This window comes from Bradyrhizobium sp. AZCC 1610 (genome assembly GCF_036924515.1).
Taxonomy (GTDB): domain Bacteria; phylum Pseudomonadota; class Alphaproteobacteria; order Rhizobiales; family Xanthobacteraceae; genus Bradyrhizobium.
The window spans coordinates 3,703,524-3,727,400 of sequence record NZ_JAZHRR010000001.1; the positions used below are offsets into that span (position 1 = coordinate 3,703,524).

Below are 23,877 nucleotides of genomic sequence, written 5' to 3' on the forward strand. Positions count from 1 at the left end.
GCAGGGCTTACTGCCTTGCCAGTTCATTGTCCGCTCTTTGGTCGCCGGTCTTCTCGATCATGATCCGACACGTCGGATCATGATCTGGCCGGCTTGACCGCGAGCGGAAAAGAAATTCTCAGAGCCGATAGAGGATCTGGTCGGTCCAGAACCGCTCGAGCCGGTGCAGCGACTTGTTCAGCGTCGCGAACTCTTCGTTCGAGATGCCGCCGACCTGCTCCACCGTCTTGACGTGCTTCTGGTAGAGCGCATCGACGATCTTGCGGATTTCCTGGCCCTGCGCGGTCAAGCGAATGCGGACCGACCGGCGATCAACGCGCGAGCGCTGGTGATCGAGGAAGCCGAGCTCGACGAGCTTCTTCAGGTTATAGGAGACGTTGGAGCCGAGGTAGTAACCGCGCGTGCGCAGCTCGCCCGCGGTCAGCTCCTTGTCGCCGATGTTATAGAGCAGCAATGCCTGCACCGAATTGATGTCGGCGCGGCCGCGGCGATCGAATTCGTCCTTGATGACGTCGAGTAGCCGGCGGTGAAGCCGCTCCACCAAAGTCAAAGCTTCCAGATAGAGCGGCTGCACCGGAGCTTGACCGGCAGAGCGTTCAGCGGTTTCCACCGCCGTTGCAACGGCTTTGATCATGACACTTCCCCTGTCGTCGTTTTTCGACTTATTTCGACGAAACTTCTGTCCCGCCTGATAGGTTCAACTTAAGGGGGCGGTTTGAAGATCCGCTTAAATAAGAGAATAAAGAGATCATGAATTTAAGACAGTGAATCGTCGATTAAGCCCATGGATAAAGGGCTTTTCGCAACCCTTCATTGACGGTGAAGGCCGCCTGTTCACGCTTCGTCTGCATGCCCTGTCACATTCGGAAACAGGTGCGCCTGAAATCGAAACGCTCGCGTAACAGGTGTGGTCGAACCCTTTACGGCCCTTAACGGTGACTGAAACGTTACCGGAAAAATTTTTGAAAATTGTACGGGATCGCGACGCGGTTTCTGCACGTGAATGGATTATGGCAAGAAACTGACAGGTTGCGCTTCTCTTCTTCTCCTTCTCCCCGCGCTTGCAGGGAGAAGGTCGGGATGAGGGGCTCTATCCACGCATCCGACTCGCGGTGAGACCCCTCGCACCGGAGCAAGCCCCCTACGGCGGACGTTCGCGCGCGGCCATCCAGGCGAGCGCCAGATACGCCGCCAGCATCATGGCTTCGAATCCCACGACTGTGAGGCTGCCGCCATAGATGCCCGGAAACATCAGTTCGATCACCGCCATCGACACGACGGTGGTGAGCCACACCACCGCGCCCCAGGGCGTCGCGAGCCACAGCCCGACGGCGGCGACGAGTTCGATCACGGCGAAATAGACGGTCGCGGTCTGCCAGGCCATCGACTGGTTCTCGAACGCCTCTTCCTCGCCGCCGATGAATCCCGTCACCTGCGCCCAGTGGTACAGGCCCTTCAGGATCGAGATAACCGCCATGATGCGCAGGAACAGCACCAGCCGCCGCGTCCAGACATTCTCGTCGGGCTCGATCCGCTCCGACGACATTGCCGCCATCGACATCGCGTTGTCCCTACCCTTGTCCCGCCCCTGATCGCGCGCCGAAGTATCAGACATGGAAGCTGACCTCGGAATCGGGGCTCAACGCGGGCTGGAATGTCCTCATGGCCCATGTCTTGGCCCGCCGGGACGGTAAAATCAATTGCCGATGAGACAGATCAAGGCGCGGTGACGGGACACCTTCAAGGTGCTAGAACTGGAACAAATCAAAACTGACCCGCGCCTTCAGGAGCACACATCACATGGCGATCAAATTCGGGCGTCCGATCGAAATGCGCGACGCGACGCGGCGGCAGACCGCCCTCGCCTCGACCCCGCTCGATCTGGCCATCCGCCCCCGCCGCAACCGCAAGGCGGAATGGGCGCGGCGGCTGGTGCGCGAAAACGTGCTGACCACGGATGATCTGATCTGGCCGATGTTCGTGGTCGACGGAAACAATGCGCGTACGCCCGTCACCTCGATGCCCGGCGTCGACCGCCTTACCGTCGATCAGGCGGTGCGCGACGCCGAGCGCGCGATGAAGCTCAATATCCCCTGCATCGCGTTGTTCCCCTATACCGAGCCGTCCCTGCGCGACGAGATCGGTTCCGAAGCGCTCAACCCGAACAATCTGGTCTGCCAGTCGGTGCGTGCGATCAAGAAGGAGTTTCCTGAGCTCGGCGTGCTCTGCGACGTGGCGCTGGATCCCTTCACCAGCCACGGCCATGACGGGTTGATCGAGGACGGCAAGATCCTCAACGACGAAACGGTGGCGGTGCTGGTGCGGCAGGCGCTGGTGCAGGCGGAAGCCGGCTGCGACGTCATTGCGCCCTCCGACATGATGGACGGCCGCGTCGGCGCGATCCGCAAGGCGCTGGACGACGCAGGTTTTCTCGACGTGCAGATCATGTCCTACGCGGCGAAATACGCGTCCGCCTTCTACGGCCCGTTCCGCGACGCCATTGGTTCGGCAAAGACGCTGACCGGCGACAAGCGCACCTACCAGATGGACAGCGCCAATTCCGACGAAGCGTTGCGCGAGGTCGAACTCGACATCGCCGAGGGCGCCGACATGGTGATGGTGAAACCCGGCATGCCCTATCTCGACGTGGTGCGGCGCGTGAAGGACACGTTTTCGATGCCGACCTTCGTCTACCAGGTGTCCGGCGAATACGCGATGATTGCGGCAGCCAGCAGCAAGGGCTGGATCGACGGCGACCGCGCGATGATGGAAAGCCTGCTCGGCTTCAAGCGCGCCGGCGCGGATGGGATCTTGACCTATTTCGCGCCGAAGGCCGCGGAGAGACTGAAGGCGGTGGGGTAGGTCTCTGCCGTCTCCACGTCATTGCGAGCGAAGCGAAGCAATCCATCGTGCGGCAGATCGGATAGATGGATCGCTTCGTCGCTGACGCTCCCTTGCGCAAACGCTTCGCGTTTGTCGCAGGCAATGACGGGGTGAAAGTCGGGCGTTCCCCCACCCGCAATATTGCGGCGCGTTAATGGTCACAGGCCCTTGGCGAGCGCGCGGCCGGTTCCCATGTCACGGGTCGGGAATATCGGCCTGGAGGACGGACCATGTCTTATAGCGGCTCTGGCAATACTGGCGGCGCTTCAAATGCCGGCGGCGCCTGGCGGAACGACGGTGGGGTGCCACCGCATGCGTTCGATCCCGATTTGCAGCCGGAACTGTTTCGCGGCGTGCTGACGCGGCGGGTGTTTGCGTTCCTGATCGACCTCGTCGTGCTGTCTATCCCAGTGATCCTTGGCTACATCTTCATTTTCGTGTTCGGCGTGGTCACGCTCGGGCTCGGCTGGATGCTGTTCTGGCTGGCGTGGCCGGCCACGATCGTGTGGGCGATCGTCTATTACGGTGCCTCGATCGGCGGTCCCCACTCGGCCACCATGGGCATGCGCGCGATGGATCTGGAACTGCGCACCTGGTACGGCGCACCGGGCTATTTCGTGCTCGGCGCCTGCCATGCCGTGCTGTACTGGGTCTCGATCTCGTTCCTGACGCCGCTGGTGCTGCTGGTCGGCTTGTTCACCAGCCGCCGCCGGCTACTGCACGACATCATCCTGGGAACCGTGGTGATCAACAGCTCGGTTCGCACCCAGGTAGCGCCTTCGGCACGCAGCAGCTACTGAGCGAGCAGCAAACTGTAATTGACCGTCAGCCCTCGGGGCGCGATGTTAGAGCCGGTCGGGCCTGGAAATGAAATCAGGGCCGGGCCGGCGCTTTTTCGTTTTGAGGCGTTTTCTTAACGGGAAAGCGCTATGATTGATTTGTTTCGGAGGCCTGACGACCCGACGTGACCCAACACTCGCGTGACACCCCGCAATTCTACCTGACGGCGCCCTCGCCCTGCCCCTATTTGCCGGGCCGGCACGAGCGCAAGGTGTTCACGCATCTGGTCGGCGACAAGGCCGGCGACCTCAACGACCTGCTGACCCATGGCGGCTTCCGCCGCAGCCAGTCGATCGCCTACCGCCCGGCCTGCGACCAGTGCCGCGCCTGCGTTTCCGTGCGCGTCGTCGCCAACGAATTCCGTCCCTCGCGCAATTTCAAGAAAGTCCTGGCGCGCAATTCCGACATCGTCGGCGAACAGCGCAGCGCCGTGCCGACGTCGGAGCAATATTCGGTGTTCCGCGCCTATCTCGACAGACGGCATCGCCACGGCGGCATGGCCGACATGACGGTGCTCGACTACGCGATGATGGTGGAGGACAGCCATGTCGAGACCCGCATCATCGAATACCGCAAGCGCGGCGTCGATACCGGCATCACCGGGCGCGGCGAGGAACTGATCGCGGTGGCGCTGACGGATGTGCTCAGCGACGGGCTGTCGATGGTGTATTCGTTCTTCGAGCCGTCGCAGGAGAGCCGCTCGCTCGGCACCTTCATGATCCTCGATCACATCACCCGCGCGCGCAGACTGGGGCTGCCTTACGTCTATCTCGGCTACTGGATCGAAGGCTCCAAGAAGATGGACTACAAGGGCCGCTTCCTGCCGCAGCAGCGGCTGGCGCCATCAGGATGGCTGCGAGTGGACGCATCGGGTGAAATGCTGTCCGAGCCGCAGGATTGAGGAATTCTCGTAGCCCGGATGGAGCGCAGCGAAATCCGGGGCCGCTAGCCAAGAATCCCGGATTGCGCTGCGCTCCATCCGGGCTACGAACCTACCTCACCCGAAAAACGTCTCGAACAGCAGCTTCACGTTCAGCGCGACGATCACCCCCGCGACGATCCAGGCAACGGCCGCCACCGAACGCGAGATTACAAAATCGCCCATCTTGCGGCGGTCGGAAACGAACTTCACCAGCGGGATCACCGCGAACGGCAATTGCATCGACAGCACGACCTGGCTGAAAACCAAAAGCTGGCTGGTGCCGCGCTCGCCATAGATCGCGGTGACGATCACGACGGGAACGATGGCGACGCCACGCGTCAGCAGCCGCCGCGCCCAGCTCGGCAGGCGCAGGTGCAAAAAGCCTTCCATCACGATCTGGCCGGCCAGCGTCGCCGTCACCGTCGAGTTGAGACCGGAGGCGAGCAGCGCGACCGCAAACAAGGTCGAGGCTATCCCGAGACCCAGCAGCGGCGACAGCAGTTCAAACGCCTGGCCGATCTCGGCGACCTCGGTCCGGCCGGTCGCATGGAAGGTCGCGGCGGCGACGATCAGGATCGCGGCATTGATGGACAGCGCCAGCATCAGCGCGACGGTCGAATCCGTGGTCGCCCATTTGATCGCCTCGCGGCGGCCTTCGTTCGTGCGCTCATAGGCGCGGGTCTGCACGATCGAGGAGTGCAGATAGAGATTATGCGGCATCACGGTGGCGCCGATGATGCCGATGGCGATGTAGAGCATCTCCGGATTGGTGACGATCTCGGTCGACGGCATAAAGCCCTTCAAGACCGCGGCCACCGGCGGCGCCGCGGCCGTGATCTGGATCGCAAAGCAGACCGCGATCACGATCAACAGCGAGATGACGAAGGCTTCGAGGAAGCGAAAGCCCTTGTTCATCAACAGCAGCAACAGGAAGGCATCGAGCGCGGTGATCAGCGCACCGCCGATCAGGGGGATGCCGAACAGAAGTTTTAGCGCGATCGCGGTGCCGATCACTTCCGCCAGGTCGCAGGCGATGATCGCGGCCTCGCAGGCCACCCAGAGCAGGAAGTTGACAGGCCGGGAAAAGCTGGCGCGGCAGGCCTGGGCGAGATCGCGGTTGGTGACGATGCCAAGCCGCGCGGCGAGCGCCTGCAAGAGGATCGCCATCAGGTTCGACAGCAGGATCACCGACAGCAGCGTGTAACCGAACTTCGAACCGCCCGCGAGGTCGGTGGCCCAGTTGCCGGGATCCATGTAGCCGACCGAAACTAGGTAACCCGGGCCAAGAAACGCGAGCAGACGTCGAACCCAATGCCCGCCAAAGGGCACCAAGATGGAGGAGTTGACCTCGGGCAGACTCAGCTGGGTGCCAGCGGCAGCGTCAGCGCGCCAGCCGTCCTCATTCGGAGCGGTCCCAGTCGGGGTCGCCGGGCTCAATTCGGTGGTTCGTGCATCCATCTCAACCAGATGGGTGAGATAGATTTTATTGCAACTCATTTGCAACTGCATCTAGCGATCACGAAAATGATACCGGCGCCCTGACTGGTAAAGTACTGAAGAAGTGCTTTATGATAATCGCATGATCAAACTGCCGCATGAATCCCCCGGCGCCACGCTGCGCTATGCGCTCCACCCCGACGCGACGGCCATCGCCGCGATCGAAGAAACCTTTGCCGCGTATGAGCGCATGATGGCGATTCTCGCGGAGGTTGCCCCCGTCGGCGCCAACCTCGTCGCGCTTCACGCCCAGGCTTACGAAAAGATTCGTGCCGAGACCGGCCTGCCGGCCCGCCTGGTGACGCTCGGTTTGCGCGACCGCGCCAACTACGTGGCGGGCGCCGCGCCGCGCCGCATCCCGCTCGATGACAAACTGTTCGCAATCAAGGGACCAACTTCACTGACGATTAGCACTGTCCGCGGCCGCATCTTGGTGCCGTTCGAAATACCCGGCTATCTTGCCGGCTGGGAAAGTCCCTTCCCGGCTCACCTGGTCTCGGACGGCCGCGCTTACGAAATCCACATCGCCGTCAAATCGAAATCCACAGCACCGGAGGAGAAGACCATGGTTCACGAGGGTATCCTTGCACGTATGGGCAGACTTCTTGCCGCCATCGCCAGCGAGACCATCGACAATGCCGAGAACAGCAACAAGGTCGCGCTGGTCAAGCAGGCGATCCGCGAGATCGACGCTGGCGCCGATGAGGCGCGCCATGCGCTTGGCAAGTCGCGCGCCGAGGAATTCCGCCTCAAGCGTCGGCGCGAGGAGCTCGATGCCGAAATCGCCGGGTTGACCGACAAGATTCGTCTCGCAGTTGCGGAAAGCCGCGAGGATCTCGCGCGCGCCGGCGTTGCACGGCAAATTGATTTGGAATCGCAAGGCACTGCACTCGAACGCGCGATGGATTTCATCGAGCTCGAAATCGAGGAGCAGACCAAGGCCTTACAGGCGATGCTTGGCGCGCGGCGTGAAGCCGAAACCCGTCTCGCCGATCTCGAAGCGAGCCTCGAAAAGCATTCGCCGCAGGAAACCGGACGCGCGGCTGGCGCGACTAAAACAGTGAGTCCCGATCGGGCAATGGCGGCGATCGCACGCGTCACCGGCGTGCCGGCGGCCGGCGTGCCCGGCGACAAGGAACTCGACGAACTCGACCGGTTGCACCGCGAAAAGGAAATCGCGGCCCGCCTTGAAAGGATCAAGTCGCAGCAATGAGTGCCCTGACCGACATCCTGCTGGCGCCGGACGTGCGGCCCTTCGCCGCGGCTGCCGCGATCATGGTGGCGCTCGGCGGCATCGAATTGCTGGCAACGCTGGTCGGCTTCTCGATCAGCGAACTGGTCGGCAAGGAAGTCACCGTCGAGGCCGACCACGGCAACGGCCTCGGCGGCCTGTTCCTGTGGATCAACGCCGGACGTCTTCCGCTGTTGATCCTGATCATCCTCGCGCTCGGTGTGTTCTCGATCGCGGGATTCTTCCTGCAAGGCCTCGCGCACGGTGTGGGGCTCTCGGTACCGGTCTCGATCGCCGCGCTTGCCGCCGCAGCCTTGAGTCTCCCCGTCATCCGGGTCACCAGCCGCGGCATCGCCCGCATCATCCCGCGCGACGAGACCTATGCCGTGGACGAGGCCGATTTCATCGGTCACGTCGCCGAAGTTTCGATCGGGCCGCTCGACCAGGGGCTGCCCGGCCGCGTCCGTCTCAAGGATGTCTTCGGCAACTGGCATTCTCTGGTGGCACGCGCCAGCCCCGAGTCCACGCCGCTTCCGGTCGGCGCCAGCGTGTTGCTGGTCGACCGTGACGCCAAGAGCTTTATCGCCATTTCCGCACCCGCCGACCTCATTGCGCAACAACGATCAGACAGGGCTTAACACATGTGGGAACTTGCAGTACCCGTCGCTATTGGCGTCATTGCCATTCTTGTTATTGGTCTCCTGCTTGCCAAACTCTACCGCCGTTCGACGCGTGACGAAGCCTATGTCCGCACCGGCCTCGGCGGCCAGAAAGTCGTCCTCGACGGCGGTTCGCTCGTCCTTCCGGTTTTCCACTCGACCGCCGCGGTCAACCTGAAGACGCTGCGGCTCGAGGTCGCTCGCGGCGGCCCGGATTCGCTGATCACCAAGGATCGCATGCGCGTCGATATCGGCGCCGAATTCTACGTGCGCGTCAAACCCGACGCTTCGTCGATCGCGCTCGCCGCGCAGACGCTGGGCAGCCGCACCAACAATGCCGGCGAACTGCGCGAGCTGATCGAGGCCAAATTCGTCGACGGCCTTCGTTCGGTGGCCGCTACCATGAACCTCGAAGAGCTGCAGGAGCAGCGGGCGACCTTCGTCAAGTCGGTGCAGGAGGCGGTCGGCGCCGACATCCAGAACAACGGCCTCGAGCTCGAGTCAGTGTCGCTGACGCGGCTCGACCAGAGCGACATCAAGCATTTCAATCCTAGCAATTTCTTCGACGCCCACGGTCTGACGACGCTGACCAAGATCACCAGGGAACGCGAACAGGAACGCAACCAGATCGTCCGCACCACCGAGGTCAACATCGCGCAGCAGGACCTCGTCGCCCGCCAAACCACGCTGACGATCGAAGCCACCAAGCGCGAGGCGGAACTGGCGCAGCAGCGCGACATCGCCAACAAGACCGCCGCGATGCGCGCGCAGACCGCACAGGTCGAGCAGACCGCACTGCAGAACGAAGCTGAATACCGTATCCAGCAGGAACTGGCGGTCGCCAACAAGCAGACCGAAGCCAATCAGGCCCGCGACACCAGAAAGATCGAGGCCGACCTCGCGGTGAAACGGCGGAATACCGAAATGGAGCGCGACCTGCAGATCGTCGCCCAGGAAAGCGCGATCGCGGTTGCGACCAAGAGCAAGGAGCAATCCGAGGCGCAAACCGTCGCCGAGACGGCGCGCGCGCTTGCGATTGCGGCCGAGGAAAAGGTCACCACCGCAAAAGCCGTCGAAATCGCCGAACGCGACAAGATCATCAACGTGATCGCGGCGCGCAAGGCCGCCGAAACCGAGGCGATGCCGATCACCGTGATGGCGGAAGCCGAAAACCAGGCCGCGACCAACAAGGCGGAAGCCATCACCATGCTGGCCAAGGCCGACGCCGATGCGGCGATCACCCGCGCCACCGGCGTCAAGTCGCTCGGCCAGGCCGAGGCCGAAGTGGCGGCGTTGAAGGCGGAAGCCCGCAACAAACTCTCCGCGGAGATGATCGAGTACGATATCAATCTCGCCCGCATCAACATCATCCCGAATGCGCTGGCCGAAGCGGTCAAGCCGATCGAGAAGATTTCGGACATCCGGATCTTCGACACCGGTGGCATGCTCGGCCGCGGCGGCGGCAATGGCGCCATGAATGGCCACGGTAACGGCCTTGGCCTCGGCGACGGCCTTGCGGCGCAGTTGCTGTCGGTCTCGGCCTTCAAGCCGATCATCGACAAGATCCTCGCCGAGGGCGGCTTCGCCGCCGGCCCTGACGCGCTGACCACCCTGACCAATGCGCTGGCCGCGCAGCAACTGGCGGCTCCCGCCGAGCCGCTCGCTATAGAGGATGCAGATGAAGTGGTGACGCCGCCCGCCACCATCTCCGGTACGGGCAAGGCGACGCTCGGCCCCAAATCGTAGTCGAACGGCGGCGACGCCGTTCAAAATCGAAATCAAATGAGGCCTGCCGCGGCGACGCGGCGGGCTTTTTCTTGGCGTCTCTCTTGGGCCTTGTCAGGAGACAGGTGGGTTTGCAGGCGGGCTTTGGCCGTCGTGTGGTTCCTTATTGCAAATGCCTCTCATTAGTGACACTAATTGCAACTAATTCGCAATTGCAACTGAGGGGAGCGGTCGAATGCGCCAGTTCAAGCGGACTTGGGCAAACCAAGACAGAGACCATGACGATTTTCACTTCGGCGATTTTTTCGGCCATTCGCACCGGCCGCATGAGTCTCATGGCTCGCATGGCCATCACGGTTCGCCGTGCCAACCGGGTCCGCAGCCGGTAAAAATCGAATACCGCAGCTTCGACGGCTCGCAGAACAATCAATCCGATGCCACCCTCAACGCTGCCGGCACCGAATTCGGACGTATCGGCGAGGCGCATTTTGCCGACGGCATCTCCGTCCCGCTCGGCGGCAACAATCCGCGCACCATCAGCAATCTTGTGGTCGGCGCCGGCGATCCTGATGTGGCGAACCCGGAAGGTGTCTCCGCCTTCATGTACGCTTGGGGCCAGTTCATCGATCACGACATGACGCTGACCCGGACCGACGGCGTTAGCGACATCAGCGTCGTGGTTCCCGAGGGCGATCCCGTGCTTCCCGCCGGCACCATTATTCCGATCACCCGCGCGGTCATCGATCCCACGACTGGCGCGGGCACATCCAATCCAGCCATGGCGGTCAATTCCAATACCGCCTGGCTAGACGCCTCGATGGTCTATGGGTCCAGTGCGGCGACCGCCGCCAGCCTGCGCACCGCCGACGGCCACATGCTGACGTCGCAGGGCAACAACCTGCCGATCGTCAATGGCATGGTCGTGGCCGGCGACGCCCGCGCAGCAGAGAATCCGGCGCTCACCGCGCTGCAAACGCTATTCGTGCGCGAACACAACTATCAGGTCGACAAACTGCACCTCGAGCATCCGAACTGGAGCGGCGACCAGCTCTACAATCACGCCCGCGCTATCGTGACGGCGGAAATCGCCAACATCACCTATTCGGAGTTCCTGCCAAACCTCGTCGGCAAGAACGCGCTCACGCCCTATGACGGCTATGACCCCAGTGTCGATCCCCACCTGTCGCTGGAATTCGTCGCCGCGGCGTTTCGCTTCGGACATTCGATCGTGTCGGGCGAAACCGAAGGCCTTGCGGAAAACGGCGAAGTCATCGCCGGCTCCGAGGAAGACCTGAAGGACGTATTCTTCCAGCCGGCGGCAAACTTCAACGACAATGGCGGCGCCGATGGGCAATTGCGCCACCTGGCCGCCGATCCATCACAAGCACTCGACGCGCGCATCGTCGACGACTTGCGCAATTTTCTTTTCGACCCACCGGTGTCGCTGGATCTCGCCGCGATCAATATCCAGCGCGCGCGCGACCTTGGCCTCGGCACGCTCAACCAGACCCGCGAAGCGCTCGGCCTCGACCCCTACACGGATTTCAGCCAGATCACGAGCGACCCGGAGACGCTGGCCGGACTGAAAGCGGCTTACGGCAATGTCAACAATGTCGGCCTGTGGACCGGCGGCCTGTCGGAAAATCATGTCCCTGGCGCGCTTGTCGGCGAAACCTTCCAGGCCATCCTAACGATGCAGTTCGAGGCGTTGCGCGATGGCGACCGGTTCTGGTTCGAGAATCAGGGGTTCGATTCCAGGACCTTGTCCGAGATCAAGGGCACCACGCTGGCAGATATCATCCTGCGCAATACCGACACCAAGCATATCCAGGACGATGTCTTTGTCACCTATACGAGGCATACCGGCCTTGCCGGCGGCGTGGAGTCGGAAGATCCCGAAGCCCGCCAGATCGTCATCGGCGCCAATGGCAACGACACGTTGATCGGCGGTCCGCAGGGCGATTATCTATTCGCCGGAACCGGCAAGCAGACGATGACGGGGAATGACGGCGCTGACCGATTCGTGTTTGACTTCGGATCCACCAAAGCTGAGATCACCGACTTCGATCCCGGCATCGACATGCTGGTGTTTGAGAACGCCGGCCGTCTGGACTTTTGCGATGTGAAAATCTGGGGCGGCCATGGAAACACGGTGGTCCAGGTCGGTGACGACCGGATCGAACTGACCGGCGTGCGGCCTCATGAACTCACAAAGCACGATTTCCTATTCGACATTTGATGCGAATCCGTCAGCAGGAAGCACGTGCCGGATAAAGCACACGTGCCGGATAAAGCCCGGCATGACGGAAGGTGAAACACCTCCACACGTTTCGCGTGTGGAGGTTTTTTGTTTGCAAAAAGCTTGTCGGGAAACGGGTGGGTTGGATCGTCCTCAAGCCAGACAATGAGGTGAAAATCGAATCGCTTCAGGAAATCCAGCCATGTCAGCCGATGCGACTCCTCGCCTGCCCGCAACCTTCAACCGCCTGGCCTGGTCCAACCTCGCCGCGCAGTCGGCCGAACAGATCGCGCTGGCCGCAGCCCCGATCGTTGCGGTGCTGCTGCTCGGCGTCGGCGAAGGCCAGACCGGCCTGCTGCAGACCGCGCTGACGTTGCCCTTCATCCTGTTCGCGATCCCGGCAGGTCTGCTCGCCGACCGCATCTCGCGGCGCTGGGTGATGGCGGGCTCCGAGGCGCTGCGGGCCGCGGCGTTGGCCGGCATTCTGCTGCTGATCTGGCTGGGCCAAATGACGCTGCCGCTGCTCTCGTTACTCGGCTTCATCGCAGTCTGCGGAACGGTCGCTTACAGCGTCGCCGCGCCCGCTTTGGTGCCGTCGCTGGTGACGTCGGAACAATTACCTGCGGCGAACGCGCGGATTGAACTCGCGCGCACGATCGCATTCGCCAGCGGTCCGGCGCTCGGCGGCGTGCTGGTCGGATGGGTCGGCGCCGCGCCCGCCTTCGGATTTGCCGCGGCGTTGTCCGTGATCGCAGTCGTGCTGCTGTCGGGCATCTATGAGCCGGCGCGCGCGCCCGCGCCGCGGCGTCATCCGCTGCAGGAAATCAGGGAAGGCGCCGCGTTCGTGCTGCATCACCCGCTGCTGCGGCCGGTGTTCATCACGCAGTTCATCTTCAACACGGCGTCGTTCCTGCTGCTCGCCGTGTTCGTGCCCTACGCGGTGCGCCATCTCGGCCTGTCGGCTACCGGCGTCGGCGTGACGCTTGGGATGTATGGCCTCGGCATGGTGGCGGGCGCGCTCGCGGCGACGCGGATAATGAAGCGGCTGACCTTCGGAATCGTCATCGGGCTCGGACCCGTCACCGGCTTCGTCGCCGCGCTGGTGATGGCGCTGACGACCATTGCGCCGACGCCATGGCTGGCGGCCTTAAGCTTCTTCCTCCTCGGCGCCGGTCCGATCCTGTGGGTGATCTCGACCACCACCTTGCGGCAATCGGTGACGCCGCCATCGTTGCTCGGGCGCGTCTCCGCCATCAACATCATGAGCTATGGCGCCCGTCCGCTCGGCTCCGCGCTAGGTGCCATCGTCGGCGGCCTCTACGGCGCAGAGGCATGCCTCTATCTGGCAGCCGCGATCTTCGGCGCCCAGGCGCTGGTGATCCTGCTGTCGCCGGCGGTCTCGCTGGCGCGGCAGCCGGATATGGTGGGGGAGCCGGCAGGCTGTTAGCCGGCTGGTTGGCGCACAACGGGAGCCGTCATTGACGGAGCGAACAGGTGTTTTGTTCCAAAATGTCCTTCGAGGGCAATTACCGCTGTCCGGTTTCTTTTATATGATATATATCATTTCATATAAAAGCGGGAACCCTCATGGCCGACCAAACTGCAGCAATCGATGCCCGCCCTCGTTCGGAAGCTTCCTCCACCGTCCTGCAGATCGCGGTGCTCGCAGGCCTTGCAGCCACAGGCACGCTCGCCACCAACATCCTGCTGCCGTCGCTGCCGCAGATAGCGATTTCGCTAGAGGTTTCGAGTGCGGCGGTCACCGCAGCGATCACGGTCTTCCTCGCGGTGTTCGCGATCGGTCAGCTCGTGGTCGGGCCGATCTCGGACCGCTATGGCCGCCGATGGCCGGTCCTGACCGGATTTGCAATCTTCTTCGCCGGCAGCATCTGGTGCGGCCTCGCCAGTGATTTGCCGAGCCTGCTGATCGGCCGTGTCATCCAGGCGGCCGGCGCCTGTGCCACATCGGTGCTGTCCCGCGCCATCGCCCGCGACCTGTTTTCCGGGCCTGCTCTGGGCCGCGCGATGGCGCTGATCATGATCGCGATGTCGGCAGCGCCGGGCTTTTCGCCGTTGCTCGGCGGTGCGCTCGACCACACTTTCGGCTGGCGCTCCGAATTCGCATTCCTCGCAACTTTCGCCGGGCTCGGCGCCCTCGCCTACGGCATGGTGTTCGGCGAGACCCATCTCGCGACACGCACCCCGCTCGATCCGCGGGCCATCGCAAAGACGTACTTCGCCCTGCTCCGCGACCGCCGCTTCGTGGTGCCGGCAGCGACCGTCAGCCTGATCCTGGGCGCGCTGTTCTCGATTTTTTCGGCCGCGCCCCGCGTGCTGATCGAAGCGATGCATTTTACGCCGATTCAACTCGGCCTGTTCTTTGCGGGCACGGTGCTGATCGTATTCATCGCCGGTATACTCGCGACCCGGCTGGCCCCACGCTATGGGCTCGATCGTTCGATCCGGGGCGGACTGTTCACCGCCGCCACCGGCAGCTTCGCGATGCTGCTGGTCTCGCTATACAACCCCTCTTTCCTGCCATTTCTTGCGGCCATGAGCGTATTCCTGCTCGGCATGGGCATCGTCGGCCCGTTAGGCACGGCGCAGGCGCTTTCCCCGTTCGGCGACAGAGCGGGCGCGGCATCCGCGCTGGTCGGCTTCTGGCAGATGATGACGGCCGCCACCGGCGTCTGGCTCGCGGCGACAATCTCGCATGAAGCGCTGTTCGCGCTCGGCGTGGTGCTGACGGCGTTCTCGCTGCTGGCGGTCGGGCTCTACACGATGCGGACGAAGGCCGGCTAGGGTACGTCAGCCTCTCCATCGACTGAAACTTCGCGTCCAGCCCTGTCGTTACCGCGAAGATTGATCTTCCCGCCGTCAAATCGCAGGGTCCATCCTTGAACCGGGGCACCCGCGCCCAATGCCAAGCGCTGGAACAGGAACGTGCCGTCGTTCAACCAGCTTCCCTTGGTCGCGACGATCCCGGTGGCGGCTGGTTCGCTCTTGCGATAAAGCCCGTCTAACCCGATCGGGCCGGTAAACCTGAGTGACGGCCTTGTTGGATCCCGGTTGTTGAACTCCAGCTCAAAGCGCGGACGCGGATCGGCAAGCGTGAGTGAGAGCGATTTCACGTTCAACGGGTTGCCGGGAAATTTGTAGGTCTTTCCCGAGATGGAAGACGCGATTCCCGACGTTGCGCCAACCTCCGTCGCCTTTTCGGTTGAAATATCGCGGATTGCGCCTGCCAGCAGGTTGGCGCCTGCTGGGTCCGGCGGGAGCGGCGTTTCGGATTTGACCGCGCTGGAAATATGATCAGCAAGTCTGCCTAGCGAACAGAAATTCCTGGCCGTCGTCACCGCGACGATGTCCAGCGCAGGAAAAACCATGATGACCTGGCAATGGTACCCCACCGCCATATAGACCTGCTTGTTGGGCAAGGCCCAAAAGAAGTTGGAGTATCTTAGCTCCGGACTAGACGACGAGTTCATGTTCACGTTGGCACGGCTCGCCTTCTCGACCCAATCCCGTGGAACAAGCGGTTTTCCTTCCCATTCGCCCTGGCGCAAATAGAGATAGCCGATCTTCGCCATGTCGCGAGGATGCAGGGCCAGGCCGTATCCGCCGGTCGAGATGCCCTGGGGATCGCGCCGCCAGTTCCACGCGCTGATCCCCAGGGGACCAAACAGCCTGGCCTTTGCGTAATCGGATGCGCTCATCCCGGTCAGCTTGGTGAGGACGGCGGAAAGCAGGTGCGGATTGCCGCTGTTGTAATTGAAGATGTCGCCGGGCGTGTTCGACATCGGGCGGTCCAGAATAAATTTGACCCAGTCCGGACTACGCTCCATTTCGATCAACGAATCCGGCCGCCCGTTGAGCGGTTCGCTCCAGTCTAGTCCGGAAGTCATGTCCAACAGGCTCTGAACCGTGATCGCCTTCTTTTTATCATCCACATTGGCAATGCTGCGGTCACCGAAGAAGTCCAGCATCTGATGGTTGGCGCTATCCAGCAGGCCGTCCTTGTAGGCGATCGCGGTCAAAGTGCCGATTACCGCTTTGGTAACGGAGTTGGTAATGTGGGGAATATCCGCCGTGTACGGCGCATAAGAGGCATCGAGGACAATCCGCCCATGCCGCACAATCAGCAGACTATCGAAGCTCCGGCTCGTTCCGTACTCGATCAGCTTTGCAAGCGCCGCCGGGTCCATGCCCTGCTCTTCCGGCGTCGATGTTTGCCACTGCGTCGTCGGCCAAGCGGACTCCGATGCGGCTTGGGCGAATGCAGCGGGACCGCAGCACGTTAACCCCACGAGAGCGATTGTGCCGAACACGATCCTCGAAACGGCAAGACCTGGATTACGCATCAGCGCCTCATGTCATGGGGTTGCAACCTAACCGGCCAGATACCGCTCGTACTTGCCGCCAACGACCTCGTCCGCGGCGATATCAGGATCAAGCGTATAAAGATCCTGCGCGCGGCCGATCCCGCGCAGGGCGTAGCGGCCGGTGGACACGAGGTAGTTCCGCCCGGCGGCATCGAGACCTGCGCGAAATGCCGACGACATCAGCAGTTCACGGTCGACCGAGCGGCACATCGAGGCGATGCGGCTCACCTCGTTGACGGCGGGCCCCACCACGGTGAAGTCGAGCCGGTCGTCGCTGCCGATATTGCCGTAGAAAACCTCGCCGACATGCAGCCCGACATGGGCCGAGGTCACGGGCCGGCCCTCGGCCGTGCGGCGGGCAGTGAGCGCCTTCATGTTGCGGCGGAAGCGATGCTCGGCACGCAGCGCGGTGCGCTTGGCCTTCGCCATGTTGTCATCGGTAAACATCGCCAGCACGCCGTCGCCGATCAGCTTCAGCACCTCGCCGCCGGCTTCGTGAATGGCGTCGATCGAGGCCTGCGCGTAATCGTTGAGGAACGGAATGATCTCGCCGGGATCGATGCTTTCGCTGATCGCGGTCGAACCGCGCAGGTCGGAAAACCACAGCACCGTGTTGATGCGCTCGGTGACGCCGCGCGCGATCCGCCCGCGCAGCACCTGCTCGGCGGTGTCGCGCCCGAGATAGACGCGCCCCAGCGTCTTGGTAATGTCGGCCTGCGCCGCAGATTTGATCGCCAGCCCCAGCACCGGCACGAGATCGCGCAGCGCCGCGAGCCCCTGCGCGCCAAACCCCTCGTCGCGCCTTGTCACCCAATAGGAATAGACGCAGTCCATCTGTCCCATGGTGCCGGCCTCGCCGAACTGATGCACATAGGCCACGAGATGCTTGTGGCCCTTCTCGGCGAGTTCATTCACGAACTTGAACCTGTGGGTCCGGCCGTCAGCGAGGTCGATCGGCAGCTCCTGATAGCCGTTTTCAAGCATGTGATAGAAGATCGAACTGCGCCAGGCCTCCGCGGCTTCGCCCTCACTGGTCGAGCCATATTCGAACACGTCGCTTTCGTTGGTCTCGGCGTCGTTCCAGCGAAAGCCGCGCCCCTCGAAAATCGGGTGCAGCGTATCGATGAAGACCATTCCGCGCGACACATGAAGACCTTCGGTGCGGCAGCGCTCGCAGAAGCCGCGGACCAAGTCGTTTTGGGGCAGGCCAGTGAGACCCTGGCTGACCAGCCAGTTCGTCAGGCGCAGACGGGGCGTGAGTTCCATACGGCCATTATGCCGCGCAATCGTGACGGGTGGAAGGCTGCGCCCTTCAACCCCTCGCGCGCGTCACCGCCTCGCCGTCTTCCTTGACGAAGGACTGGACGGGTTGTCGAGCAGATCAAGCACCAGCTCCGACGGCCGGCACAGCCGGACGCCCTTCGGCGTCACCACGATCGGCCAGTTGATCAGGATCGGATGCTGAATCATGAAATCGATCAGCTCGTCGTCGCTCCATTTCGGATCGGCAAGGCTGAGCTCTGCATAGGGCGTGTCCTTTTTGCGCAACAGCTCGCGTGGCGAGATTCCCAATGCCCTGATCAACTCGCCCAGCCGCGCGCGGCTCGGCGGCGTCTTCAGGTATTCGATCACCTCGGGCTCCTCGCCGCTCTGCCGGATCATCGCCAGCGCGTTGCGCGAGGTGCCGCAGGCAGGATTGTGATAGATCGTGATGGTCAAACCTCCGCTTCCTTCTTGATGGCACCGGAAGCACTGACACCATTCTCGTACCAGCTCCTCGACGCCTTCACGAGATAGACGACAGAGAGCATTACGGGCACCTCGACCAGCACGCCGACCACGGTGGCCAATGCCGCCCCTGAATCGAGGCCGAACAAGCTGATAGCTGCGGCAACGGCGAGTTCGAAAAAGTTGCTGGCGCCGATCAGTGCGGCAGGCGCGGCGACGCACCAGGCGACGCCGAAGCGACGGCTCAGCCAATAAGCCAGCCCAGCATTGAGATAGACCTGGATCAGAATGGGCACTGCCAGCAATACGATCACAAGCGGCTGTGCGATGATCTGCTCGCCCTGGAAGCCGAACAACAGCACCAGTGTGGTCAGCAGCGCGACCAAGGACACCGGCTGCAGCACGTGAAGTGTCCGCTGCAATACCTCCGGCCCGGTGGCAAGCAGCGCGCGACGCCATAGTTGCGCAATGATGACGGGTACCACGATATACAATACCACGGAGATCAGCAGTGTTGCCCAAGGCACTGCGATCGAGGCGACACCAAGCAGCAGCCCGACCAGCGGGGCGAAAGCAAACACCATGATGACGTCATTGAGCGCGACCTGGCTCAGCGTGTAATGCGGCTCGCCCTCGCACAGGTTCGACCATACGAACACCATGGCCGTGCAAGGCGCTGCCGCCAGCAGAATGAGGCCGGCGATATAGGATGGAATTTGTGCCGATGGCAGCCATGGCGCGAACAGATGACCGATAAACAGCGAACCCAGCAGCGCCATCGAGAACGGCTTCACCGCCCAGTTGATGAACAGAGTGACGCCAACGCCGCGCCAATGCTCGCGCACCTGGCCGAGCGCGCCGAAGTCGATCTTCAGCAGCATCGGGATGATCATCAACCATACCAGCCCGGCTACCGGCAGGTTGACCCGCGCAATCTCCGCGCTCGCAATGGTCGCGAACAGTCCGGGCAGCAGGTGCCCGAGTGCGACACCCGCGACGATGCACAGCGCCACCCACAACGAGAGATAACGTTCGAACAGGTTCATGAAGGCGACATCCGGGCATGACTAAGAGAAGCGCTCTCTCTCTCTCTCTTGGCTATCTCGCACAGCCGTGACCGTGCGATGACCTCCGATATTGCAGACTCAGCCGACTCGCAAGAAATATGTCTTGATTTCTCGACACGTTGAATTAAAAAATAATGCCAATGGCGCGTATTACGGCGCGCTTTACGCAGGATGTCACCGAACCGTCATTTAATTCGTCGATAAACATGGACACGATGAAGAGACCGCGAGAAACTAATGGAAGCAAATAGTCGCGAAGCAAGCGCCATAGAGGGTTTTGGATCGCTGGCGCAGGCGACCCGCCTTGCCGCGGTACGCCATCTGCTCGCCGTCCATCCGCTAAGCCTGCCCGCCGGTGAAATCGCCCGGCTGTGCGAGGTGCCGCACAACACCATGTCGACGCACCTCGGTATTTTGAGCCGAGCCGGTTTGGTCTCCGTCGAGAAGGACGGCCGCTCGATGAACTATCGGGCAGACGTCGGCGGATTTAGGGGCTTGCTCGAATTTCTCTCTCGGGACTGCTGCAACGGCCGCCCCGAACTCTGCGGCGATGCCTTCGATCTCCCATCCGAAGCAACGGGGAAGTTCATGACGCCTGCGTTCAACGTCCTCTTTCTGTGCACCCAAAATTCGGCCCGCTCGATCATCGCCGAAGCCCTGCTCGAGAAGATCGGCCGTGGCCGCTTCCGCGCCTATTCCGCCGGATCGGAACCGGCCCGAGAACCCGTTCCCGAAGTCATCGACCGGCTGAAGGCTCTTGGACACGACGTGTCCCGCCTGCATTCAAAGTCGTGGGATGAGTTCCGAGGTCCGCAGGCTCCCCGAATGGACTTCATCATCGCGCTCTGCGATGCGCCGAATGGCCAGTTTTGTCCGGACCTCGGCGCCCAGTTCGTCACCGGCGCCTGGCCCCTGCCCGACCCGGCGCAGTTCACGGGGTCGTCCACCGAGCGCACCACGCTTCTGAACGAACTCTACGCCATGATCCGGCGCCGCATCGAAATCTTCACAAGCCTTCCGTTCGACTCGCTGGACCGTATGGCGATCAAGGCTCGACTGGACGAAATCGGCGATACAACGCGCGTTTCCCCTTAAGGAAGTTCTCTATGAAAGTTGGAATCAATGGCATGGGCCGCATGGGCAGGCTCGCGCTGCGTTCGGCGCTTGGCGGCATACATCGTCCGGAAAGCGATCCTCGCGCCGAGAACCGGTTGGAAGTCGTTCATATCAACGAATTGAAGGGTGGAATCGCGGCGACGGCGCATCTGCTCGAATTCGACAGTATTCATGGCCGCTGGCACGCGCCGATCGCGGTCGATTCCGATAATGCCATTGCGATCGGCAAGAACCGGATCGGCTTCAGCGAAAAGGCCAGTCCAGGCGACGTCGCCTGGGGCGATCTCGGCTGCGACATCGTGCTGGAGTGCACCGGCAAATTCCTGAAGCCGGACCAGCTTCAGGCCTACTTCGACCGGGGCGTCAAACGGGTGATCGTCGCCGCTCCCGTGAAGGATGACGCGGCGCTCAACATCGTGGTCGGCGTCAACGATCATCTCTACGATCCCGCCCGGCATCGGCTGCTGACGGCGGCATCCTGCACGACCAATTGCCTGGCTCCCGTCGTCAAGGTTATCCACGAGTCGATCGGAATCCGGCACGGACAGATCACCACGATCCACAATCCGACCAATACCAACGTCGTCGTTGACGCACCACACAAGGACCTTCGCCGTGCAAGGTCCGCGATGCTTTCGATGCAGCCCACGACGACCGGGAGCGCGACCGCAATCTCGTTGATCTATCCCGAACTCAAGGGCAAGCTGAACGGCCACGCCGTGCGCATCCCCGTCCTGAACGCCAGCCTGACCGACTGTGTCTTCGAATTGAAGCGCCCGACAACGGCCGAGGAGGTCAATCAGCTTTTCAAATCCGCCTCCGAAAGCGTTTTGGCTGGTATCTTGGGTCTGGAGACCAGACCTCTCGTTTCGGCCGACTACAACAACGATCCGCGCAGCTCGATCGTCGACGCTTTGAGCACGATGGTGACTGACGAAACGCTGCTGAAGGTCTACGCTTGGTACGACAACGAAGTCGGCTATGCCTGCCGAATGGTCGATCTTGCCAACATTGTTCAGCGATCGGGCGTGTAAGCCATGGTCCGAAACTATCTCATCGTAACGGCATCCTATTGGGGCTTCACGCTCGTCGACGGCGCGTTGCGTATGCTGGTCCTGTTCCATTTTTTCCGGCTGGGATACACGCCGTTCACCCTGGCGTTCCTGTTTCTGCTCTACGAAGCCGCCGGAATCGGTGCCAACCTGGCCGGCGGCTACTTCGCGTCGCGTTTCGGCATTCCGCGGATGCTTGCGATCGGCCAGATGCTCCAGATCGCCGGCTTGTTGATGCTATCCGCACTTGATCCCGGTTGGGGGGCCGCGGCATCGGTCGTCTGGGTCGTCATCGCCCAGGGCATCGCCGGCGTTGCCAAGGACCTGACCAAGACCGCATCGAAATCGGCGATCAAGGCAACCTCTGCGGAAGGCAGCGGGCAGCTTTTCCGGTGGGTCGCGTGGTTCACGGGCTCGAAGAACGCGATGAAGGGAATCGGATTCTTTGTCGGTGGTCTTCTGCTCGATCTCGCAGGCTTCACCCATGCGCTTTGGTTGATGGCCGCCCTGCTCGGCGTGATCTTCGTCGCGGGGCTGCTGCTGCTGCCGTCTCAGCTGGGCAAGGCGAAATCGTCGAAAACTATCCGTGAGCTGTTCGGCAAGTCGCGCGGCGTCAATCTTCTGGCGGCCGCACGCATCTTCATGTTCGGGGCAAGGGATGTCTGGTTCGTCGTTGGCTTGCCGGTCTTTCTCTACGCCTACGGGTGGAAATTCCTGCAAGTGGGCGCATTCCTGGCGGCCTGGACCATTGCCTATGGGGGCGTGCAGGCGATCGCGCCCTCGCTCGTGAGCCGTAGCGCGGACGGCCTCAGCCGTGAGGTACCGGCCTCAAGGATCTGGGCCGCACTTCTCGCGGCGGTGCCGATTGCCTTGGCGATTATCATGAACTCAACCGAGGTTGGACGCCCCGATGTCATCCTGGTAGTCGGGTTGGCGCTCTTCGGATTGCCCTTCGCCGTAAACTCGTCCCTGCATTCGTATCTCATTCTGGCCTACGCCGGATCCGAAAAGGCCGCGGAAGACGTCGGCTTCTACTATGCCGCCAATGCGGCCGGCCGCCTCCTCGGCATCACGCTATCCGGTGTGCTGTATCAGGTCGCGGGCATCACGGGCTGCCTGATCGGCTCCGCGGTCATGTTGCTGCTCTGCTCGCTAATCACATTCCTGCTTCCGCAGAACGCAGATTTATCGACGACAAGGCCTGCGTCCGTCTGATCCAGAATTGCTTTTTCCCAGGCTGCTTTGCGGTTCCTTCACGCCTTAGAACCCCTCCGCTGATGGGCCGTCGCGATCGCTGAAAGATCCGACGCGGCATCGCGTTGCGGACCTGCGGCCGCCCTGCGCTCGGAGTAGCGGTCCGTCAGGGTCGCGACGTGGGGCCGAAGCAGAACTGTGAATCGAACTAGCTCTTCGATGACGTCGACGATCCGTTCGTAGTAGCTCGATGGCTTCATCCGCCCGGCCTCGTTGAACTCCTGGAATGCCTGTGGAACGCTCGACTGGTTGGGAATGGTAAACATCCGCGTCCAGCGTCCCAGAAGCCGTAGCGTGTTGACGGCGTTGAAGGACTGCGAGCCGCCGCAAACCTGCATGACCGCCAGCGTTCGGCCTTGGGTCGGCCGCATACCACCCATGTTGAGCGGCAGATGATCGATCTGCGCCTTCATGACACCTGTGATCTGGCCGTGCCGCTCCGGACTGCACCAGATTTGCCCCTCCGACCACATTGACAGCTCACGCAGCTCCTGCACCGCCGGATGATCGTCGCCCTCGAACTGGTCCGGCAACGGGAGGTCGGATGGATCGAAGATGCGCGGTTCAGCCCCAAAAAAGCGGACGAGACGGGCGGCTTCCTCGACAACCAGCCGCGAATAGGAGCGTTCCCGCAGCGATCCGTAGAGCAGCAGGATGCGCGGCGAATGCCGAGGGGTGGCGGCAAGACTGCTCGCCAGGCCTTGCGGCGCGTGCCGCGTGTCGAGAGCGGGCAGGAAATCGAGATCGGATAGTGTGCGAACTCTCATACGTGTTCAGCCATTGCAGGAGTCGAAGAAGCAAGCGCGAGAAATGCGCCAATAATTCCATATATCTAGAATTATCGATATATAGGGAATTGTCAAGTCGACGCGCTGTATTTCCATCATTCTGGAAATATGGTTGACGCCGTCGCCGAAGCATGAAACATTACCGGCATGAAACTCGATGATGCCGCCGCCCATCTCGAAGCGCTGGGCAATCCGACCCGGCTCAAAATCTACCGCGCGCTGATCCGCGCCGGTGGCGCCGGGCTTGCGGTGGGACGACTGCAGGAGAAGCTGAAAATCGCGCCCTCCACGCTCTCCCACCACATCAAGGCGCTGGTGGTGGTCGGCCTCGTGACCCAGGTGCGCGATGCGACCACGCTGATCTGCCACGCCAACTACGAAGTGATGCGGGAGCTGATGGGATTTCTGGTCGCGGAATGCTGCATTGAAAGCGCCGAAACCGAAACAAAGGATGCCAAGACGGCGGCATAAGCATCATCATTTGCGACCTATAT

Annotated in this window: 20 protein-coding genes and 1 pseudogene; 13 read left to right on the forward strand and 8 right to left on the reverse strand. The window is 62.1% G+C overall.

The annotated features are described in order from the left end of the window. Nucleotides 1–118: 118 nt before the first annotated feature. Entirely contained in the window at nucleotides 119–634 is a 516-nt protein-coding gene (gene ldtR, locus V1279_RS18375) for a transcriptional regulator LdtR (RefSeq protein ID WP_074276258.1), read from the reverse strand. A gap of 507 nt (nucleotides 635–1,141) precedes the next feature. After that, nucleotides 1,142–1,615 (reverse strand): DUF6163 family protein, encoded by a 474-nt coding sequence (locus V1279_RS18380; RefSeq protein ID WP_334438532.1) that lies wholly within the window; start codon nucleotides 1,613–1,615, stop codon nucleotides 1,142–1,144. 185 nt (nucleotides 1,616–1,800) lie between these two features. On the opposite strand from V1279_RS18380, the gene hemB reads away from it, so the two are divergent. The 3 genes from hemB (at nucleotide 1,801) to V1279_RS18395 (ending at nucleotide 4,624) form a co-directional block, all read left to right on the forward strand. Next, nucleotides 1,801–2,862, forward strand: a complete 1,062-nt coding sequence (gene hemB / locus V1279_RS18385) for a porphobilinogen synthase (protein WP_334438534.1) — start codon at nucleotides 1,801–1,803, stop codon at nucleotides 2,860–2,862. Nucleotides 2,863–3,113: 251 nt separating this feature from the next. After that, a complete protein-coding gene (locus tag V1279_RS18390; protein WP_334438537.1) occupies nucleotides 3,114–3,683 on the forward strand; it encodes an RDD family protein in 570 nt (189 codons plus the stop codon). 164 nt (nucleotides 3,684–3,847) lie between these two features. Next, nucleotides 3,848–4,624, forward strand: coding sequence for an arginyltransferase (locus V1279_RS18395; RefSeq protein WP_334438539.1), 777 nt, complete (start codon nucleotides 3,848–3,850; stop codon nucleotides 4,622–4,624). A 96-nt stretch (nucleotides 4,625–4,720) separates the two neighbouring features. Here V1279_RS18395 and V1279_RS18400 read toward each other — a convergent pair whose 3' ends face one another. After that, nucleotides 4,721–6,103, reverse strand: coding sequence for an Nramp family divalent metal transporter (locus tag V1279_RS18400; RefSeq protein WP_334446453.1), 1,383 nt, complete (start codon nucleotides 6,101–6,103; stop codon nucleotides 4,721–4,723). Between the two features lie 121 nt (nucleotides 6,104–6,224). Between V1279_RS18400 and V1279_RS18405 the strand changes: the two genes are divergently transcribed. The 6 genes from V1279_RS18405 (at nucleotide 6,225) to V1279_RS18430 (ending at nucleotide 14,798) form a co-directional block, all read left to right on the forward strand. Next, entirely contained in the window at nucleotides 6,225–7,355 is a 1,131-nt protein-coding gene (locus V1279_RS18405) for a PspA/IM30 family protein (protein WP_334438542.1), read from the forward strand. After that, on the forward strand, nucleotides 7,352–8,011 hold the full coding sequence (locus V1279_RS18410; protein ID WP_334438545.1) for an OB-fold-containig protein: 660 nt from the start codon (nucleotides 7,352–7,354) through the stop codon (nucleotides 8,009–8,011). Before V1279_RS18405 ends, V1279_RS18410 begins: the two co-directional genes overlap by 4 nt. Nucleotides 8,012–8,014: 3 nt before the next feature. Next, a complete protein-coding gene (locus V1279_RS18415) occupies nucleotides 8,015–9,778 on the forward strand; it encodes a flotillin family protein (RefSeq protein WP_334438548.1) in 1,764 nt (587 codons plus the stop codon). A 214-nt stretch (nucleotides 9,779–9,992) separates the two neighbouring features. Further along, nucleotides 9,993–11,996, forward strand: coding sequence for a peroxidase family protein (locus V1279_RS18420; RefSeq protein ID WP_334438551.1), 2,004 nt, complete (start codon nucleotides 9,993–9,995; stop codon nucleotides 11,994–11,996). A 202-nt stretch (nucleotides 11,997–12,198) separates the two neighbouring features. Next, the gene (locus V1279_RS18425) at nucleotides 12,199–13,443 is read left to right on the forward strand and encodes an MFS transporter (RefSeq protein WP_334438554.1); all 1,245 of its coding nucleotides are present in this window, start codon (nucleotides 12,199–12,201) and stop codon (nucleotides 13,441–13,443) included. Nucleotides 13,444–13,583: 140 nt separating this feature from the next. After that, complete coding sequence (locus tag V1279_RS18430; RefSeq protein WP_334438557.1) at nucleotides 13,584–14,798, forward strand: multidrug effflux MFS transporter; 1,215 nt, start codon at nucleotides 13,584–13,586, stop codon at nucleotides 14,796–14,798. Here the strand turns inward: V1279_RS18430 and V1279_RS18435 are convergent. From V1279_RS18435 to arsB, 4 genes and pseudogenes are all read right to left on the reverse strand, one after another. After that, nucleotides 14,795–16,357, reverse strand: coding sequence for a serine hydrolase domain-containing protein (locus V1279_RS18435; protein WP_334438561.1), 1,563 nt, complete (start codon nucleotides 16,355–16,357; stop codon nucleotides 14,795–14,797). The two genes, V1279_RS18430 and V1279_RS18435, sit on opposite strands and share 4 nt — an antisense overlap. A gap of 27 nt (nucleotides 16,358–16,384) precedes the next feature. After that, on the reverse strand, nucleotides 16,385–17,644 hold the full coding sequence (locus V1279_RS18440) for an adenylate/guanylate cyclase domain-containing protein (protein ID WP_334438565.1): 1,260 nt from the start codon (nucleotides 17,642–17,644) through the stop codon (nucleotides 16,385–16,387). Between the two features lie 46 nt (nucleotides 17,645–17,690). Beyond that, nucleotides 17,691–18,097, reverse strand: a pseudogene (gene arsC / locus V1279_RS18445) (arsenate reductase (glutaredoxin)). After that, nucleotides 18,094–19,152 (reverse strand): ACR3 family arsenite efflux transporter, encoded by a 1,059-nt coding sequence (gene arsB, locus V1279_RS18450; protein WP_334438567.1) that lies wholly within the window; start codon nucleotides 19,150–19,152, stop codon nucleotides 18,094–18,096. The pseudogene arsC and the gene arsB overlap by 4 nt, the downstream one beginning before the upstream one ends. A gap of 258 nt (nucleotides 19,153–19,410) precedes the next feature. On the opposite strand from arsB, the gene V1279_RS18455 reads away from it, so the two are divergent. Genes V1279_RS18455 through arsJ form a run of 3 tightly spaced genes read left to right on the forward strand, consistent with a single transcriptional unit; the run spans nucleotide 19,411 to nucleotide 22,556 of the window. Next, nucleotides 19,411–20,268, forward strand: coding sequence for an arsenate reductase/protein-tyrosine-phosphatase family protein (locus V1279_RS18455; protein WP_334438569.1), 858 nt, complete (start codon nucleotides 19,411–19,413; stop codon nucleotides 20,266–20,268). A gap of 11 nt (nucleotides 20,269–20,279) precedes the next feature. After that, nucleotides 20,280–21,323 (forward strand): ArsJ-associated glyceraldehyde-3-phosphate dehydrogenase, encoded by a 1,044-nt coding sequence (locus V1279_RS18460; protein WP_334438571.1) that lies wholly within the window; start codon nucleotides 20,280–20,282, stop codon nucleotides 21,321–21,323. A 3-nt stretch (nucleotides 21,324–21,326) separates the two neighbouring features. Next, nucleotides 21,327–22,556, forward strand: a complete 1,230-nt coding sequence (arsJ, locus tag V1279_RS18465; protein ID WP_334438574.1) for an organoarsenical effux MFS transporter ArsJ — start codon at nucleotides 21,327–21,329, stop codon at nucleotides 22,554–22,556. Between the two features lie 38 nt (nucleotides 22,557–22,594). Here arsJ and arsH read toward each other — a convergent pair whose 3' ends face one another. Next, entirely contained in the window at nucleotides 22,595–23,362 is a 768-nt protein-coding gene (arsH, locus tag V1279_RS18470; protein WP_334438577.1) for an arsenical resistance protein ArsH, read from the reverse strand. A gap of 168 nt (nucleotides 23,363–23,530) precedes the next feature. Between arsH and V1279_RS18475 the strand changes: the two genes are divergently transcribed. Further along, on the forward strand, nucleotides 23,531–23,854 hold the full coding sequence (locus V1279_RS18475) for an ArsR/SmtB family transcription factor (RefSeq protein WP_334438579.1): 324 nt from the start codon (nucleotides 23,531–23,533) through the stop codon (nucleotides 23,852–23,854). The last annotated feature ends 23 nt before the right edge of the window (nucleotides 23,855–23,877 follow it).

Excerpts from the sequence above, each read along its gene's own strand:
- V1279_RS18410 (WP_334438545.1), top strand. The coding sequence starts at position 7,352 with ATGAGTGCCCTGACCGACATCCTGCTGGCGCCGGACGTGCGGCCCTTC.
- V1279_RS18390 (WP_334438537.1), top strand. The coding sequence starts at position 3,114 with ATGTCTTATAGCGGCTCTGGCAATACTGGCGGCGCTTCAAATGCCGGC.
- arsJ (WP_334438574.1), top strand. The coding sequence starts at position 21,327 with ATGGTCCGAAACTATCTCATCGTAACGGCATCCTATTGGGGCTTCACG.
- V1279_RS18440 (WP_334438565.1), bottom strand. The coding sequence starts at position 17,644 with ATGGAACTCACGCCCCGTCTGCGCCTGACGAACTGGCTGGTCAGCCAG.
- arsB (WP_334438567.1), bottom strand. The coding sequence starts at position 19,152 with ATGAACCTGTTCGAACGTTATCTCTCGTTGTGGGTGGCGCTGTGCATC.
- ldtR (WP_074276258.1), bottom strand. The coding sequence starts at position 634 with ATGATCAAAGCCGTTGCAACGGCGGTGGAAACCGCTGAACGCTCTGCC.
- arsH (WP_334438577.1), bottom strand. The coding sequence starts at position 23,362 with ATGAGAGTTCGCACACTATCCGATCTCGATTTCCTGCCCGCTCTCGAC.
- V1279_RS18460 (WP_334438571.1), top strand. The coding sequence starts at position 20,280 with ATGAAAGTTGGAATCAATGGCATGGGCCGCATGGGCAGGCTCGCGCTG.
- V1279_RS18405 (WP_334438542.1), top strand. The coding sequence starts at position 6,225 with ATGATCAAACTGCCGCATGAATCCCCCGGCGCCACGCTGCGCTATGCG.
- V1279_RS18430 (WP_334438557.1), top strand. The coding sequence starts at position 13,584 with ATGGCCGACCAAACTGCAGCAATCGATGCCCGCCCTCGTTCGGAAGCT.
- V1279_RS18455 (WP_334438569.1), top strand. The coding sequence starts at position 19,411 with ATGGAAGCAAATAGTCGCGAAGCAAGCGCCATAGAGGGTTTTGGATCG.
- V1279_RS18475 (WP_334438579.1), top strand. The coding sequence starts at position 23,531 with ATGAAACTCGATGATGCCGCCGCCCATCTCGAAGCGCTGGGCAATCCG.
- V1279_RS18415 (WP_334438548.1), top strand. The coding sequence starts at position 8,015 with ATGTGGGAACTTGCAGTACCCGTCGCTATTGGCGTCATTGCCATTCTT.
- V1279_RS18400 (WP_334446453.1), bottom strand. The coding sequence starts at position 6,103 with ATGGATGCACGAACCACCGAATTGAGCCCGGCGACCCCGACTGGGACC.
- V1279_RS18380 (WP_334438532.1), bottom strand. The coding sequence starts at position 1,615 with ATGTCTGATACTTCGGCGCGCGATCAGGGGCGGGACAAGGGTAGGGAC.
- V1279_RS18425 (WP_334438554.1), top strand. The coding sequence starts at position 12,199 with ATGTCAGCCGATGCGACTCCTCGCCTGCCCGCAACCTTCAACCGCCTG.
- hemB (WP_334438534.1), top strand. The coding sequence starts at position 1,801 with ATGGCGATCAAATTCGGGCGTCCGATCGAAATGCGCGACGCGACGCGG.
- V1279_RS18420 (WP_334438551.1), top strand. The coding sequence starts at position 9,993 with ATGCGCCAGTTCAAGCGGACTTGGGCAAACCAAGACAGAGACCATGAC.
- V1279_RS18435 (WP_334438561.1), bottom strand. The coding sequence starts at position 16,357 with ATGCGTAATCCAGGTCTTGCCGTTTCGAGGATCGTGTTCGGCACAATC.